This window comes from Rathayibacter sp. AY1B5 (assembly GCF_002932795.1).
Taxonomy (GTDB): domain Bacteria; phylum Actinomycetota; class Actinomycetes; order Actinomycetales; family Microbacteriaceae; genus Rathayibacter.
The window spans coordinates 1-15,929 of the sequence record NZ_PSWM01000006.1 but is presented as its reverse complement, the minus strand read 5'-3'; the positions used below and the strand labels follow the sequence as shown (position 1 = coordinate 15,929).

Genomic DNA, 15,929 nt, shown 5'->3' with positions numbered 1-15,929 from the left:
CAAAGACGGGTGAGGGCTGAGGGTTAACCCGGGACGGCACCGGACGTGTGTCCAGTGCCGTCCTGGTGGTGGCGGGGTGCGTCACAGGATTTCCCGCATCTCGTTGGGAATGCGCAGGTGCCGAGGCAGGACCAGCCCCAGCGGGAGCGCGGCGGCGAAGGCGGAGTCCTGCGAGCCGAACGCCGGCCGCATCCGCAGGCGGGCGGCCGAGGTGAGGGAGTCGATCGCGGCGCGCGCTTCGGGCTCCTGACCACGCTGCAGCGTGGTCGCGGTGACGATCAGGCCGAAGTTCATCAGCCCGGCGCCGGAGGCTTCCTCCGCGGCCGTGGCCTGCGCCGAGCGGGTCGAGAGCGTCGAGCGGGCCGTGGGCTTGGTGGACGCGGAGGAGTTGAACTGGGCGGCGTTCAGGTCCGCCTCCACGAGCGCTGCGGCGCGGGCGGGATCGATGGGCCGGTAGAGCAGGGTGACGCGCTTACGGGCGATGTCACGGTGCGGCGCGAGCAGGCGAGCGAGGATGTTCGACTGGACGACGCCGCGCGGGGGCGCGGTCATGGTCCACGACGTCGACACCGCTCCGTCGTGACGGTAGGAGTCCCAGTGCGCTTCGGCACCCGCAGGGCCGACGTCGGTCCAGGACAGGTCCGCCGTCTCGCCCTCTGCGCGCGCCTGATCGATCAGGAGCGCCGCGGCGGGGTCGTACGCGGTGCGGATGACTTCGCACAACTCCTGCGCGCTCAGGGGCCGCGCCGCGCCCGCCCCCGTCGCCGCGAGAGAAGACGTCAGGCCGGGGATGCGGGCGGAGAGGTCCGCGGCGACCTCCTTGGCATTGCGGCGCTTCCCGTTGATCCGCGCGGTCGCCGTGAACGTGAGCGCGATGTAGGCGTGGATCGTGGCCGACCCGACCGGGTAGGTCTCAACGACCTCCTGGAGCATCGCTCGCGCGAACAGCGGCGCGTCCGGGTCCATCGACCCCTCGACCTCACCGCGCAAGCGCGTGCCCGTGTCGGGCGCCGTCTCGACGGTGACCGACGCGGCTTCGATGCCGGGCTCGTCTCCGAGGTTGGCGAGCCAGATGCCGTATTCCGCGACCTGGTTGTTGATCTGCTCCTGATCCACCAGCGCGGCGCCGTCCGGCTCCGTCGCCAGCACGACGGTGAAGTGCTTCGTCATCGGGGTGCTGATCAGAGCGAACCGGCGACCGTGGGAGTCCTCGTGCTCGGTGAGCTGCGAGGGCGCGGCCAGGCCTGGGAGCTGGAAGGTGCCCCACTTCGCGCGGCCGATCGGGCCGGAGCGGTAGATGTTTGCTCCCTTGCTCTTGGTACGCCACCAGTTCACGCGGACCACCATCCTTCCGAGGGCGCTCTGCCCGTGCTTGTCCTTGACCGAGACGGTCAGGAGGATGCCGCCGAAGATGGCGGCGACGATGAGTGCGGGACCTAGGCCGGAGAACATGGACGCGATGATCGAGGCGACGATGCCCACGAACATCACGAGGGTGGCGAGCTGTCCCAGCCCGCCGAGGCCGGCGGTCTGAGGCTTTCGCCAGTTGCCGTAGGTGCGGGCCTTGATCGGATCGGTTGCTGTGCTGGTCATGGGTTAGCTCCCGCTCTCGTTGCTGCCGGTCGCCTCGTCGGTGCCGGCCTTCACGGCCTGCGCGGCGTGCTTCGCGCCCTCCGCGGCCTTCGTTGCGACGGCGATACCGGCGCCGATCGATCCGGCCGCGGCCGCGGCGCCGCTCGCGGCTGCCCCGGCCCCGGCGCCGCTCGACGCAGCGGCTCCCGCGCCGCTGGTCGCCGCGCTTCCGGCACCAGCACCTGCGCCGCTGCCGGCCGTCGACGCCGACCCAGACGGGTCAGCGGCCGGCGACGACGTCGGCGAGCCCGGCGTCGACGTGCTGCCGGACGGTCCGTCCGTGGACGAACTGTTGCCGCCTCCACCGCCGCCGTTCCCGCCGCCGCCGCCTCCGTTGCTGCTCGCGCGGATCGCACCCGTCGCGACGTCACCAGCGGCCGAGACTGCCGCAGCGCCCAGGAGCAGACCTGCCGCGCCTCCGCCGCCGACCGAGGAGACGGCCGGGACGAGGAAGCGCATCAGCGCAGGCAGAGCCACGAGAGCGATGAGCATCAGGGCCAGGCCGGTGACGATCTGGAAGAGCCCGGTGCCGTCCGACTTGAACAGGTCGGTGCCGGTCATCCGGAAGGCGATCGCGTAGACGATCGCCGCGGCGGGCTTGTAGAGGATGAAGGCGATAGTCCAGGCCATCGCCTTCTTGAACCACTGCCGACCCATCTCGGTGTTCGTGAACGACGCGGCGAGCGGGAAGATGCCGGCGAGGACGACGAGCATCGCGCCGCGGAACACCATCAGCGCGATCTGCACGTAGGTCATGAACACGGCGAGCATGCCCAGCAGGAAGAGACCGATCAGGCCGATGCCGGAGGTCGCAGTGAGGCTGATCATCGCGAAGACGTTGGTGCCGAAGCAGTTGCTCTCGCCCTGCTGGGACACGTCGCAGTCGGTCGAGTTGTTGAGGATCCAGATCGAGAACGCATCGCCCGCCTGGGTCGCCAGGCGGATGACGACCAGCCCTGCGCCGGCCACGGCGATCAGAGTCAGCACGGAGCCGGCGAGCTCGCGCAGCGGCATCGCGCGTTGCGTCCACACCATCCGGGCGGCGGCGACGAGGATCGCGAGGATCGCGAGTCCGCCGGTGTACCACTGCAACTGCCCCTGCACCCAGCCGACGACGCTCGAGGACTCGTTCAGGTGCATCGCCAGCGGCAGGAACCCGGTCACGAGCGCCGACGCGGAGGAGAGGAGCAGTACGGCCAAGAGGATGACGCCGATGCGGCCCATGTGAGCTTCACCGTCGCCGTGCCGGCGACGGCTCGCCATCATCACGCCAGCAACGATCAGGGACATGACTGCCAGGCCCGCAGAGACCCACGTCACGTAGCCGAGAATCGTCTCGAACGCCTCCGGCAGCGGCGGAGTGCCGCCACCGTTGACGCCGCCGCCCTGGTCCACGACCGTGACCGGGGAGGGGACGTTCATCCAGACGGTACCGAGAGAGGCGATGGCCTTGCCGTAGCCCTCCAAGATGTTGTTGACGAACTGCTGCAAGGCATCGTTCGACGCCTTCGAGACGACGTTGCCGACAGCGACGCCGGTCCAGCAGGGAACGTCGATGGGGAGGCATGCCTCTCCACCGCCGGTTGTGGCGGTTGCGATCACTGGACACCCGCCCAGACGATGTAGCCGCCGAGGTTCTGCAGCGTGGTGGGGCGGAAGGGCGGCTGTCCTTCGTCGGTGACGACGAGCTTCCAGTCGCCGTCGATCCACTTCACCGCGGACGGGAAGCTGATCAGCGAGCCCGTGTTCAGCTCGAATGCGGTGTCGATCGTTGCGTTCTCTCCGTCGTAGGACAGCACCTTGAATCCCGCGATCTGCACGCTGGTGCCGGTGTTGCTCTGCTGCGTGTCGGCGGCGATAGCGGCATCGCGGCCGGGTCCCGGTGCCGTGAGCTGCTCCACTGCGAGCGGCGCGAGTCGAGCATCCGAGCCCATCGCCCACAGGTTCGAGACAGCGAAGAGAGCGCCTTCGACGGTGTGCGCGTAGCAGGTGCGTACCCCGTCACTGTCGGTCTCCCCGGGGCCGGCCTCAGCGGAGCTGGGAGCGGCCATGGTGCCGACGATGGTCCACTCCGTCGTCGGCGGTGCGGTGAGGGTGCCGCTCTCCTCGTAGCCGGAGAGTCCGCACACGCTTTCGGCGTCGGCCGAGACGGTGGAGGTCGGGGTGGGGGTCCCGGGGGCGGCGGTCGTGGTGCCGCCTCCCCCGGTCCCGAGGGACGTCACGCCGAGCACGATGGCCGAGAGGGCGAGTGCGCCGACGATGACGGCTCCGACGATGAAGCCCTTCTTGGTGAACGGGTTACGCGGTTCGGAGTCGTTCATGACGTCCCTTGCCTTTCTGTTGGTGGTGTCGGTTTCCCGGGGACGCTACGCGCCCATCAGGAACCCGACGATCGTGAACGCGGCGGAGATGACGATCACACCCACGAGGAGCCGGCCGAGCCAGCCGCCGATTTCGCCGCCCTCGCCGCGGCGGGCGGAGACGGTCATGGTGACGCCGAGGATGATGAGGCCGACGACGGCGACGCCGAGGCCGACCCACTTGGCCCAGCCCATGACTGTGGTGAAGGCCTCGAATCCGGGGGGCATGCCGCCGGGGCCCGGGTCCGGCACGACCGCGCCGAGCGCGCCCGCGGTGGTGAGGATGTCGGTCGTTGCTGCGAGCAGTGCAGACATGGTGTGCTCCGTTTTCTGTGTTGGGTGGTGCGGGGTGATCGGCGCCGCGGTCGCGACGTCGAAAGGGTCCGGTTATCCGGTGGTGAGGGGGCCGTCGGCGTAGGCGACGTCGAAGTGCAGGTGGTTCGGGGTGTCACCGAACTGGGTGATGTGCTGATAGGTGCTCGACCGGCACTGGATCTGGCCCGCACGCGAGCCCTGCGGCACCTGCGGGTCCAGGACGTCAAGGAGCTGGAGGGCGTTGGGGTCGCAGCCGGTCGTGGCGGTGCCGGCGAAGCTGTAGAAGTCCACGGCGTTGCCGCCGCCGTTCATCCAGTGCGAGGAACCCGTGCCGGCGCCCAGGAGCGAGCCCGTGCACTGGCGGTTGAGGTCGGAGACGCCGATCTTCCCGAACGTGTTCAGGGCGATCGTGATGATCTGGAGAATGCGGACGTCGATCGCGCAGTTCTCCTTCGGGGTGCCCGCGGCCATGTCGCGGATCTGCTGCGCGTACCGGTCCTCGAGAAGGGTCAGGTTGCCTGCGTCCATCGCCGCGACGAGGTTCGCTGCGAGAGCCTGCGCATCGCCGGACACGGCGACGCATCCACCGACCGGCGCCGGGGAGGCGGGCGCAGTGCCGATCGGCGTCGACGGGGCACTCACCGGCGCCGCCGACGTCGTGGGTGCGGTCGTGCTGCTGCCGAGGCTGTTGAGGTAGGTCATGATCGCTACGGCGTCGGCGCGGTACTTCGTGTAGTGGTTCGGGTCGGCGTTGCGCTGGACCTTGTTGATCGCGATGGAGGGCTCCATCGACTGCCAGCCCTCGACGGCTACGAGGCGGTCGTAGAAGAAGCCGGCCGAGGTCGTCGGGTCCATGCGCTGCTCGACGGTGCCCCAGCTCGACTGCTGCTGGAACAGGCCGATCGAGTCAGCGACCGACCCGTCCGGGTTGATAGCACCGTCCCCGTAGTTGATGTTCACCAAGGAGGACTCCCCGATCGCCGTCTGCACGCCGAGGGTCTGCCCATCGGCGCCGAGGCCCTTCGCGGCTCCCGCGTTGACGATGAGTGCCGCGTTCACGAGCTGGTCGTGCCCGTAGGCGCCGACCTTCGCGTCCGCGGGGATCGCGGACACGTTCACCGGCCCGCCGCCAGGCAGGCACGCCGCGGCCGCGTCCTCAGCGGCGCCGAAGAACAGCAGCCACAGCAGCAGTGCGATCGCGAGAAGCGGTGCCAGGACCGCCGCGAGAACCCCCATTCCCCCCTTCGCCACCGGGCTACTCCGACGCCAGGGGGGTGATCTGCTCGACAGCCCATGGACCGGTCTCGACGGTGCGGTGGACGTACACGGAGTACTCCCCCGCATCCGTGGGAACCAGGATGCGCATCGTGAAGGCGCCGTCCCCGTCCCGGACCGATGCTGCGCCGGTGAGGGTCGTGCAGGGCACGTTGGCCGGGTCGACGGTCTCGTAGGCCACCGCGGCCTGCTGGCTGAGGAACGGGTACAGCTCAGCGATCCAGGTGTCGTAGTCCAGGGCGGGGCGGCAGAAGGCGGTAGTCGCTGCCACCGCGATCGCCACAGTGTCGCCCTCGACAGTCGGCTCCGGCTGCGGCTCCACGTCGGAGAGTTCGGCGGCGGCCGGCGGTGTGCTCTCGGCCGGCGCCGTCTCGGGTGAGGTCGGTGCCTCAGCGGAGCGCGTCTCGGGAGCTGCCGACTCGGTGGAGGGTGACGCGGCATCGGTGCTCGAGCTGGTGCAGCCGGTGGTGATGAGCGCGAACGCGACGACCAGCGCTGCCTTACTCGGCGTCCTCATGTGTGTCCCCTACGGCTCGTGCCGCAACCGGTCGTCCCGGTTGCGCGCTACGACCACTATAAGGTTTTTTTGGTTTCCTGTAACGTAAACTTAGGTAGCTTTATGAGTTTGCTTGGTTCAAGCCGACCGGGCTCCCGTGCGTGAAGGGGAAACGGCCAGTGCGCCACAATGGAACTCATGTCGTCTCCGATCCCTCCGCCGTCCAGGGAGGTGATGCACATGCGTGCCACGACCAGTGAAATCGGCAATCGCGTGCTGCACTTCCTGTCGCAGGAGACGGCGCGCCTTCACGGGGCCACGGTGTCGGAGATTCTTGAGGCGGTTCCCGAGGCCCGTAACAAGGTGACCCTCTTCGGTCACCTCAACCTCCTGGAGGAGGCTGGCGCGATCGTTGGAAGGCCAGCGCCGGGTGTTCGACACCGCAAGACCGTGACGTACAAGGTCGACTGGGACGCGATCGACCGCCTGCACGAGGTCAGTCGGGCATATCAGAAGGGCCAGATCGACCTCGCGGAGCCGCCGCGGGCTATCTGACGCACGCGGCGTTCCCTGTTCCTGCTGGGATGCGCTCAAGAAGCGCCACGCATCTGTGGGCCAGAAGTTTGCTTTCGTCCGCGACCGCCCGTAGCCCTGTCGCGAACTGGAGCTCGAAGGCATCCCCCGCGAGCCATCCTTCGACGCCGAACTGATCCCCGTCAGGAGAGGTCACCGCGACGTCCTCGAACCGTTCCGCGGCGCGAAGCCCGTAGCCGGCGGCGATGACGTCTCGGCCGAACCAGTACGTCTCCAAGGCCACCGCCCGCAGGATCGCGTCATCGGCGGCTTGCTCGATTTCCACTACCGGGTAGTGCCGCACCAGCCCTGTTCGCGCGTCCAGCTCCTCATCGGCCATGGACGGCTCGCGAGTCGCCACGCACCGCTGGCACGCGCAGTCGACGGGGTGGCTGTTGCCCAGGTGGAAGAAGTGGACAACGGCCGACCACCGTCGATCAGCGGTGCGGCCATCGTCAGTGAGTGCACGGTCCGCTCGCGATACGCCAGGAAGGGCTTCCATGGCGTTAACACTATGTCAGTGCTAGCGGTTTCGTTACTGGTGCTCGGAAATCCACCGAGCGATGGTCGAGTCGAAGACCTCCGGGTCGACGTTGTACTCCGTGTTGTGGGCGGTCGCTGCGGTCTCGACCACTTCCACGGCCGGCGCATTCAGCTTCGCGAACCGCTGGGAGACATCCATCGGCAAGGTCGTGTCGCCGGCCGAGTGGAACAGGAGGATCGGGCAGCCCAGCGCGGCGGCTCGCGGCTCGCGCACCCAGTCCAGCGCGTCGAAGTCCACCGGCTCCGGAAGACCGACGAGACGGCTCGCGAGCTTGCTGCGCAGGCCCACGAGGCCGAGGATCGCGACCTGACGAGGCAATCCCATCTCGACGGCGCCTTGCTCGATCGCCGTCTTCCAGTTCAGCGCCGGCCCGACGAGCACGAGGCCGGAGAGCAGATCCCGGCGGCTCGTGCGCTCCGCTGCGAGCAGCGCCACACCGCCACCGAGGGACCAGCCGATGAGGACGATCTTCCGCGCGCCGTGGGCGGCTGCGTAGTCGATCGCCGCGGCGACGTCGGCCCACTCGCGCTGACCGAGCATGGACGCGCTGTGAGGCACCGCGGGGCCGTCGCCGTCGCCGCGGAAGGAGACGACGAGGGACGTGTAGCCGAGCGCGGTCATCGCCGGCACGCTGCGCAGCGCGTGGATCCGCTTGGTGCGGATGCCGTGCACGTGGATCGCCCACGTGCCCTCCGGGTTCTCGTCCGGCCCGAACTGCCAGGCGGGGCAGTCACCTAGAGGCCCGGGGACCAGGACCTCCACGAAGTCAGGGTCGACCGCCTCCGGTCCGGCGAAGACGTCGCCCTCGCAGATGACGGCCTTCTCTCCGGCGAAGCTTGCGCCCCAGGTCGATTCGATGCGCCGGGTGGTCGCACCGGTCACCGGGTCGGTGTGGATCGGGCGGCTGAGTGTCGCGTGACCCGTGCGGTCGGTGCGGAAGATTCCGAGGATGCCGGGGGCGATGGTCTTGCCGTCAACGGCCAGCGTCATCGTCTTCCCGTCCTGGCGCAGGATCGGGATCTGAGGCGGATCGACGGGAAGCACGACCTGGCGAGCGGCGAAGATCGAGCCGATAGCGCCGGCCACGGCGACGCCTCCTGCTGCTGCTGCTCCAACGATCAACTTGTTCATTCGTTCCATCCCATACCTGCTGCTAGCAATTCACCGTCGATCAGTCGCTCTGCGCGACGAACGACACCGTTCTCGTTGTTGCTCAATTTCATTGCGCCGACCATCACCGCGTCGGTGACGCGCACCTGTAGCGTCATCAGTCGCACGAGCTTCTTCTCGCTCGCGGTTCCTTCTCTCACATATGAGACGGGCGGGGCGGCGATTTCTCGCTCTGCCAGCATCGTGACGAGCTTTCGGGAGCTCAGGTCGACGGCGACGTCCCTAATCGTACGCCGAGCGGGGAAGCTGCACAGGCCGGCGGTGAAGAGCAGGATCCCACCGAAGAATCCCGGGGTGAAGGCGAGATAGAGGACATTCGTCGTCGCGGCAGAGTCGGGCACGTATCGCGCTACCAGCATTCCGGCCAGTTCGCCCGCGGCTCCGGCGATGATGAGCGCGCCGCCGACAGTGAACGGCCAGTACGCGCGACGGGGGAACCTCGCGACTTTCACGATCAGTCGCACGAACAGCACCATCAGCCCGAGGAAGTAGATCCCGCTGCACAGAATCATCGGGAGCTGATCGACTTCTTCATGCGAGAACTTGGGCGAGGTGGCCGGGCGGTCGATCGCGATGAACGCGGCCACGTACGCCGCGATCCACGCCACGAGCAGGACGACCGACCAGAGGCGCACTCGGCCGACGTCGATCACGGCCTCCACGAGAAGCCACATCGCCGTGCAGGCGGCGACGAGCATCACGCAGTAGTAGACGTTCGTTCCTCCGAACAGGCTGTCTGCCTCATCGAGCGTCAGCCACGGGAAGCCGCCCAGTGCGAGCAGCCCCACCGACCCGAAGCCTGCTGCCACCCATGGGCGCGTCGGCGGACGTCGGCGGGCGAGGATGGCGATGAACCAGCCCAAGAAGTAGGCGGTGACGGCGAGGAAGGAGGCGGTGAAGAAGAAGCTCTCGATCGGACTCACTTAGCCGAACTTCCTCTCACCCGACCGGTATCGCGGGTACATGACGAGCGACACCATGAGACGCGCGAATTCTTCAGCTTCGCCTTCGCGGATCCGATGCGTCCGAGAGGAATCGTCGCCATCGAAAACAAACTGCTTAGCGTGACGTACCGCGTTCGTTGCGCTCGTCAGCCCCATGCTGTCGAGGCTAAGACCGTGAGGGAGCTCGACTTCACTCGGAGGATGCCCCAACAGGATGTGAGCCAGTTCGTGGAACACATTGAACAGCCGATAGTAGGCTTTCTTGTCGCTGCGGATGAGGATCATGTACTTGGTAGGAAGCAGCGCGGCGATTGTCTCGGTAAGAGTCAGGGCGAGATAGTTCTCCCACGACTCGTCTCCGCCCTGATACACCTCAATATCAGCACCAAGCACTTCTTGAGCGCGACGGATGATGGCTTCTTCGGTCGACAGTTCACCGGGGTAATTCTCAGTGAAAATTTCCTTGAAGGCGCGTTCGGCGGTCTGGCGAATCTGCTCAGTTACGAGCCACGGATCGTCCACAGTTCCCCCTCCCAGATACAGCCACTATTCGCGTAGCTCGCGGATCGACGCGGCGATGCCGCGGATGGCAGCAGGGGAAAGGTTTCCCCCGAGGGACCGGGCCGCCAGCGGCTCGACACCCTTGGATGCGAGCGCTCGGCGCAGCTCGAGGTCAGCTTCGATCATTGCGGTGTCCTCCGAGGTCGTCAGCTCCGTCAAGAACGCCTCAGGGACCTGGAAGTGAGTGGTGAGGCGAGTGAGCTCGCTCCGAGTCACGCCGAACCGCGCGGTGGCGCCGAGCATCTCGGACAGCCGTGCCGCCGGGATCCCCGCGACGTCATCACTCGCACTCGTGCCGGCCGGGAGGAGGACGCTCAGTCGTCGGGCGAACTCGACACCGTTCGTGAGCACGACCACCTCGTCAACGTCCGCGGTGGGCTCGCCGAACTCCTCCGCCATCGTGAAGATGGTGGCGACCTTGACTCCCAAAACCTGCGCGAAGCGCTCCAGATCGTTCGTGTCGAACATCGCGTCGCCGCGCATCCGCGCGTAGAAGTAGGTCAGCGTCATTCCCGTGCGCGTCGCGAAGTCGACGTTCGAAAGACCGGCTCTGGCCATCAAGGTCTTGATCGCTGCGTGAACGCGCATCGAATACTCGGACGCGCCGTTACCTGTTCTCGCAGCCATGCTGACCACGGTAGCCGCTCGTAGAGAGCACTGTTAGTTTCAGCAGGCCCCGACCAGTTCCGGGCACGAGAACCGGGGGTGTGGGTGAATCAGTCGCTGTCCCCCGTGGTCAACCTCGTTCGTCAGCGAGGAGGGTCCGCGCAGCTCGTCGTCCTCAGGGGCGGTGACGTCCTTCTCGACCACTCCCAGGGGTACGCACCCGATGGACTCTTCTGGTCCTGGTCAGTCAGCAAGCCCTACCTGAGCATCCTCGTGCACCAGTTGGCCGCAGACGGGCTCCTCGACATCGACGCCGCAGTCTCTTACTACTGGCCGGAGTTCGCTCGTCACGGGAAAGGATCGATCACTCTCCGCCAGGTCCTCCACCATCGTGCGGGGTTCTCGACCTCGCGCGGACTGATCGGGGACGCCCTGGCGATGACCGACTGGCGCAGCTCGATCCGTAACCTCGAGAGCGCTCGCCTCAGGACGGTGCCGGGCACCGTTCCCTCCTACCAGGTGTTCACCTACGGCTTCATCCTGGGCGAGGTGATTCAACGAGTGACCAGGCGTCCTCTCCGCGACGTCATGAACGACGTGCTGCTCACTCCGCTCGGCGCCACCAACACCATGCTGGGCGTCGCTGAACACGACCTCTCCCGATGCGTCTCCATCCGCAGCTCCGTACCTCTCGCCATGGGGGCCTTGAACAGCCGTGCCGTCCGCATGGCCGTGATCCCGAGCGCCGGAATCTCAACGACCGCTCGCGACGTCGCCAGGTTCTACGAAATGCTGCTCAACGATGGCCGGGGCCGCGATGACACGCAGGTTGTCTCACCGGAGATCCTGTCCCAGGCGACGATCGCCAGCTCCACCGAGGCCGACGTCGACGGCTTCGCCCACACGCCGATCCTCTGGGCGCATGGATTCCAGCTCGGCGGTCGCACCCCCAACCTCTACCCGCCGCTCGGATCGATAGCCGGCCCGCGAACGTTCGGACACAACGGGTCCAACGTCTGCGTCGCCTGGGCCGACCCGGACACGCAGCTCGTCGTGGCCTACCTAACCAACACGGTCGCTTCGGATGGCGCCCGCCACATGACGGCCGTCTCCAACGCAATCGCCAGCATCGCTCGCCCCGCGGCCGGCTGACAGGTGTTAACGGCTACGGTGAAGTATCGATTACGTTAGTCAGAGGTCGAGAGTGCCGCAGACCAGCGGGCAGCCTCACCCACGTTGGATGCAGGCAGAGGGGACAGCGACCACGACCATGACACTCGACACGCCGCACCACTCCCCGAATACTGCTAGCACTCACACCATGATGAGCCGCATGGGAAGAAGACGACGGAACGATGGAGCGGCGGCGGTGCAACTCAACGCCCGCGTGCTGCCCACCAACCGTGATGCCGTCTCCGAGGCTGCCGCCGCCAGCGGCGTGACCGTCTCGCTCTACGTCGACATGCTCTACAGCGAGCTGCTCGCGAAGTACGGCGCGCTCCCGCGGGTCACCGCGTCCCGATCGGAGCCGCCGATCACCACCACTTAACGCATTAGGCCCGCCGCTCACGCGACGGGCCTAGAAGCTCTCGCTTCACACCAAAGGCTTACCAGGGCGACAGGTGTGAAGCAGTTGATCAGGACCGGTTTCTCAGGCCGGGCCTCATCCATCCCCCCCGAGGGAGGAGAAGTGACCTCATCGTAAGCCACATTGCTGTGTCTGCGCACGCCCAAAATGCCGAAGTTGACTCCTTCTCGGCGCCCTGGGCACTGACGCGCCGACTGAGCCCCCGTGCCGCGGTGCGCACGATGCGCCCGGATGCCTACGGGCGCCTGGACGAGAACGCCTATCCGGCCGCGTTCCCCGTCTCCCCCGTCGCGCCGGCCGCCCCGTGGGCGATCTACCTCACCGACGACGCCGGAGCGTTCCGGCTGCTGTGCTTCGACTTCGACGGCAAGGACTCCCGCGGCGTCGACGCCGACCTCATGGAGCAGGCCGCGGACGACTGCGACGCGCTTTCCGCCGTCCTCGACGCGCACCAGGTCGCTCACGTCGTCTGCCAGTCCTCCGGCACCGGAGGTCGCCACCTGTGGGTCGCTCTCGCGGAAGCCGCCCCAGCCGAGCAGGTGGCCCGATTGGCGATCGCCGCTCGAGCAAACTTCCGCACCCTCGACCACGGGATGCTCCGCAACCCGCGCACCGGCGCCGCCCGGCCGCCGCTCTCCCCGCACCGCGACGGCAGCTTCTCGAGGGTCCTCCGCGGCCGCGCAGAGGAGCTGCTGGACACGAACGTCACCGCGGCCGCCATCGATGCCGTCACGGTCGCGCTGGAAGCGTCCCGTCCGCCGCAGCGCGTCGACGCCACTCCCCCAGTACCCACCGCCACCGCACACCACACGCACCGGACGCTGAGCGCTGCCGGCGCCGCCCACATGGCCACGGCCGGCGGCGGCGCGAATCCATCGTGGACCGCGTTCATGTGCCTGCTCTCCGCTGCTCACGCCGGCTGGTCCCTGACCGACGTCGAGCACGCCGCCCGAAGCGCGCCCGGGATGGAGCACTACCGGACCAAGAACACCGGCCGCGGCCACCGCCGGCCCCGCGCCCGCGACGAGGCCGCGGAGCGACTGGCGCGGCAGTGGGAGAAGGCCCGCCAGTACGCGGCGCTGCACGCCGTTCTCCCGCCCGAGCGCGAAATGAGCGACCTGGCGGAGCTGGGCAGCATCGTCGGCGCCGTCAGCGGCCTCCTCGACCGGTTCCGGGTGAGCCCGGGCCGGTGGGGCAGGACCGAGCGAGCGACGTCGGAGAAGACGATCCTCACCGCCCTGGCCTACCTCACCCTGCACACCGGCAAGCGCACCGTCGCCGCGTCCATCCGCGACCTGGCCCTCCTGGCGGGCCTGGGACGCACCACGGCCGCCAGCGCCCTGCGGAGCCTGCGCGAGGACGGCTACGTGCAGCTCGTCGTCCGCGCTGACGGATCGAACGCCAGCGAATGGCGACTGTCCGAGCACTTTTCCACAGGCTCACTGCAAGGTCCGGTCACAACCACTAATAACCCCCGCCCCCCCGGGCCGCTTTTCACTGAACGAACCATGCTGCTCACCACGCTCGAGGCGGACCTCACGGACACTCGGCACGACCTCTTCACCCGCGCCGGCCTCGGACACCTGGCAGGGAAGGCGTACGCGCTGCTGCGCCGAGAAGGAACCCTCGCCGTCGACGCCGCCGCCACACTGCTGGGAGTGACCACCCGCACCGCCGCCACAGCCCTCTCCCGCCTGCGCACCCACCGCCTGATCGTCAAGCACACCAACGGCTGGACCCAGGCCAAGCGCGACCTCCGAACCGCCGCCGCTCGCGCGATCGGTGTCGACGGAGTCTTGACGGATCGAGCGCACCGCTACGACGTCGAGCGCGAAGTCTGGGCCTGGTGGCAAGCCGAGCTCGCTCACCGGTCCTCCTCCCCCAGGCAACGACCGCGACGCCGACACGTGTCGAGCCGACCCCTGTTCGAGGACAGCACCGCTGGCGAGCGCGTCTGGCCGCTCTACCCCCGCGACGCCGCCGGCCGCGGCGATCACCGCGAGGCGCTGCACTGGGGACGCACCGGCATGCTCGCCCCCGGCTCGCTCTGGTGGTCCTCGACCGCCGCATGACGTCGACCGCACGCGCGTTCGAACATATGTTCTACTGGCGGCGTGGGAACGAACCGACGCTACGAGCGCCATGTCGGCGCCCAGATCGATCGACGCATCGAAGAGACGGCCGGCCGCGGCCACCCCATCGGCCTGACCGACGACGAGCTAGACAAGACCCGGCAGCGGCCCACCTGGGCCGCCACTCCCCTGCCCGTCTGGGCTTGGGTCCGCTACCCCGGCAACCCCGTTCGCGTCGAGGGTTACGCCATCGCCTGGACCGCCCGAGCCGTCATGGTCGAGTGGCAGGACCGCGACGCCAGCCGCCGACTGTGGGTCTGGGCGTCCGCCGTCGAGCGACGGCCCCAGTAACCGCACATCCCCCAAGTCAGTACGTCAGCATGTTTACATGTCAGCATGCAGACTGGTAGTCTTGTCAACATGATTACAGCGGTAGTGAACCTGAAAGGCGGGTCGGGCAAGACCTCGACCGTCATCCATCTCGCAGCAGCGCTTCGCGAAACCGGGGAGAGCGTGCTCATTGTCGACGGCGACCCGCAGGGCAGCGCGCTCGACTGGGCCAACACCCTCGGTTGGGACGCGACCGGGCTGCCTCGCAACACGATCCACAAGCAGCCCTGGTTGAGCAGCAGCCACCAGAACGTGCTCATCGACACTCCCCCGGGCGATCTGGGTATCACGACGTCAGCAGCTCGAGCCGCTGACCTGATCCTGATCCCGATCCAACCCACCAGCGGCGACTTCTCCCAGTACGCGGAGACGGTCAACCTCATCGAGCAGGTTCAAGCTCTCACGGACGCGCCGGCCTTCACCCTCCTCACCCGAGTGGTCAAGCGCACGGTCGCCGCTGGGCAGATCCGCGACGCGCTCGAACCGTTCGGCGTCCCCGTCCTGACGAGCGAGATCCCGCAGGCGCAGGCTCTCGCGATGGCGTACGGCCTGCCGATCACCGATCCTGGCCAGTACCGAAACGTGCTCGCGGAGTTGAAGGGAATCGTCAAGTGAGCGAGAACCGCTTTGCGGCCGCGGGCCGCGCAGCTCGACCGAAGAGAGCCCAGGTGGGCGAAGGCACCTTCGTGCCGCCGACCCAGCTCGCCGTGTTCTCCGTTCGACTCCCCCAGGAGTCGATCCGAGCGGTGAAGATCCTGGCGGCCGAGCAGGGCGTCCCCGTACAGGTGCTCGCTGCGGAAGCCTTTCAACTCCTCCTCGCCCAGTACGAGGGACGCAAAGCTGATGACAAGTAAGCATGTAATCAAGTCAACTTCCCTACATGCATACCGGGCCGTCCGGCCCTCCCAGGCCGTCACTCGCCATCCGCGGTGACCCCGTGATTGGGAGCAGCCGGCAGACGCGGGATCGGATGACCCACGAGCTACTGCGCGTCGGCGCCGCTATCTTCCGGGGGACCTGCGCGGTGGCGGCGGCGCTGTTCGAACCCACGGCTCGGCAACTCTGGTGACGGAGGTTCGAGTCCCCACAGCACGTGCTGACTTGTAGGCATGTTTACAAGTCAGCATGTCGCGGTCGACGGTGGGGGAGGGTCGGCGTTGCCGCCCCGTGAGGGATAACCCCTCACGCTCCCCGGTATCCCGTTCCGGGGCGCGAGCTGCACTCGCGCAGCAGCGACGGAGCGCCGCCCAGAGGTTCGGCCGGCTGTGCCGGCCGCTGATGTTCGCCCGTTGGGCTCACGTTTCTTTGCCGTGAAGCCTTCGGCGGCTCCCTCCGCTTCGCTGCGGTCGTAGCTACCTACGGGCTCCGTTCAAGTGGCTGCGCCACCGGCTCCTCCGAGACTT

Annotated in this window: 18 protein-coding genes; 7 read left to right on the top strand and 11 right to left on the bottom strand. The window is 67.8% G+C overall.

The window, feature by feature from the left end; all coding sequences use genetic code 11:
- Positions 1 to 81: 81 nt before the first annotated feature.
- The 6 genes from C5D44_RS05595 to C5D44_RS05570 all read right to left on the bottom strand — a co-directional run bounded on the left by C5D44_RS05595 (position 82) and on the right by C5D44_RS05570 (position 6,099).
- The gene (locus C5D44_RS05595; RefSeq protein WP_181072914.1) at positions 82 to 1,593 is read right to left on the bottom strand and encodes an SCO6880 family protein; all 1,512 of its coding nucleotides are present in this window, start codon (positions 1,591 to 1,593) and stop codon (positions 82 to 84) included.
- Between the two features lie 3 nt (positions 1,594 to 1,596).
- Positions 1,597 to 3,123 (bottom strand): hypothetical protein, encoded by a 1,527-nt coding sequence (locus C5D44_RS05590; protein ID WP_104227107.1) that lies wholly within the window; start codon positions 3,121 to 3,123, stop codon positions 1,597 to 1,599.
- Between the two features lie 107 nt (positions 3,124 to 3,230).
- A complete protein-coding gene (locus C5D44_RS05585; protein WP_104227108.1) occupies positions 3,231 to 3,953 on the bottom strand; it encodes a hypothetical protein in 723 nt (240 codons plus the stop codon).
- Positions 3,954 to 3,998: 45 nt separating this feature from the next.
- A complete protein-coding gene (locus C5D44_RS05580; RefSeq protein ID WP_104224227.1) occupies positions 3,999 to 4,307 on the bottom strand; it encodes a hypothetical protein in 309 nt (102 codons plus the stop codon).
- Between the two features lie 72 nt (positions 4,308 to 4,379).
- On the bottom strand, positions 4,380 to 5,543 hold the full coding sequence (locus C5D44_RS05575; RefSeq protein WP_104227109.1) for a hypothetical protein: 1,164 nt from the start codon (positions 5,541 to 5,543) through the stop codon (positions 4,380 to 4,382).
- 19 nt (positions 5,544 to 5,562) lie between these two features.
- Entirely contained in the window at positions 5,563 to 6,099 is a 537-nt protein-coding gene (locus C5D44_RS05570) for a hypothetical protein (RefSeq protein ID WP_104227110.1), read from the bottom strand.
- A 219-nt stretch (positions 6,100 to 6,318) separates the two neighbouring features.
- On the opposite strand from C5D44_RS05570, the gene C5D44_RS05565 reads away from it, so the two are divergent.
- Positions 6,319 to 6,633, top strand: coding sequence for a hypothetical protein (locus C5D44_RS05565; protein ID WP_146078849.1), 315 nt, complete (start codon positions 6,319 to 6,321; stop codon positions 6,631 to 6,633).
- Here C5D44_RS05565 and C5D44_RS05560 read toward each other — a convergent pair.
- From C5D44_RS05560 to C5D44_RS05540, 5 genes are all read right to left on the bottom strand, one after another.
- Entirely contained in the window at positions 6,626 to 6,991 is a 366-nt protein-coding gene (locus C5D44_RS05560; protein ID WP_104227112.1) for a hypothetical protein, read from the bottom strand. The genes C5D44_RS05565 and C5D44_RS05560 overlap by 8 nt on opposite strands.
- 195 nt (positions 6,992 to 7,186) lie before the next feature.
- Positions 7,187 to 8,326: a S9 family peptidase gene (locus tag C5D44_RS05555; protein WP_181072913.1), complete on the bottom strand. Its 1,140-nt coding sequence runs from the start codon at positions 8,324 to 8,326 to the stop codon at positions 7,187 to 7,189.
- The gene (locus C5D44_RS05550; protein ID WP_104227113.1) at positions 8,323 to 9,288 is read right to left on the bottom strand and encodes a hypothetical protein; all 966 of its coding nucleotides are present in this window, start codon (positions 9,286 to 9,288) and stop codon (positions 8,323 to 8,325) included. Before C5D44_RS05550 ends, C5D44_RS05555 begins: the two co-directional genes overlap by 4 nt.
- Complete coding sequence (locus C5D44_RS05545) at positions 9,289 to 9,831, bottom strand: ImmA/IrrE family metallo-endopeptidase (protein WP_104224220.1); 543 nt, start codon at positions 9,829 to 9,831, stop codon at positions 9,289 to 9,291.
- Positions 9,832 to 9,855: 24 nt separating this feature from the next.
- Positions 9,856 to 10,497, bottom strand: a complete 642-nt coding sequence (locus tag C5D44_RS05540) for a helix-turn-helix domain-containing protein (RefSeq protein ID WP_146078848.1) — start codon at positions 10,495 to 10,497, stop codon at positions 9,856 to 9,858.
- Between the two features lie 84 nt (positions 10,498 to 10,581).
- Here C5D44_RS05540 and C5D44_RS05535 point away from each other — a divergent pair, with 84 nt between their 5' ends.
- From C5D44_RS05535 to C5D44_RS05510, 6 genes are all read left to right on the top strand, one after another.
- Positions 10,582 to 11,628, top strand: coding sequence for a serine hydrolase (locus C5D44_RS05535; protein ID WP_181072912.1), 1,047 nt, complete (start codon positions 10,582 to 10,584; stop codon positions 11,626 to 11,628).
- 217 nt (positions 11,629 to 11,845) lie between these two features.
- Positions 11,846 to 12,025: a hypothetical protein gene (locus C5D44_RS05530; protein WP_104224217.1), complete on the top strand. Its 180-nt coding sequence runs from the start codon at positions 11,846 to 11,848 to the stop codon at positions 12,023 to 12,025.
- Between the two features lie 260 nt (positions 12,026 to 12,285).
- A complete protein-coding gene (locus tag C5D44_RS05525) occupies positions 12,286 to 14,136 on the top strand; it encodes a hypothetical protein (RefSeq protein WP_181134912.1) in 1,851 nt (616 codons plus the stop codon).
- A 42-nt stretch (positions 14,137 to 14,178) separates the two neighbouring features.
- Positions 14,179 to 14,487 (top strand): hypothetical protein, encoded by a 309-nt coding sequence (locus tag C5D44_RS05520; RefSeq protein ID WP_104227116.1) that lies wholly within the window; start codon positions 14,179 to 14,181, stop codon positions 14,485 to 14,487.
- 45 nt (positions 14,488 to 14,532) lie between these two features.
- The gene (locus C5D44_RS05515) at positions 14,533 to 15,141 is read left to right on the top strand and encodes an AAA family ATPase (protein ID WP_104224214.1); all 609 of its coding nucleotides are present in this window, start codon (positions 14,533 to 14,535) and stop codon (positions 15,139 to 15,141) included.
- A gap of 53 nt (positions 15,142 to 15,194) precedes the next feature.
- Positions 15,195 to 15,380, top strand: coding sequence for a ribbon-helix-helix domain-containing protein (locus C5D44_RS05510; RefSeq protein WP_104224213.1), 186 nt, complete (start codon positions 15,195 to 15,197; stop codon positions 15,378 to 15,380).
- The last annotated feature ends 549 nt before the right edge of the window (positions 15,381 to 15,929 follow it).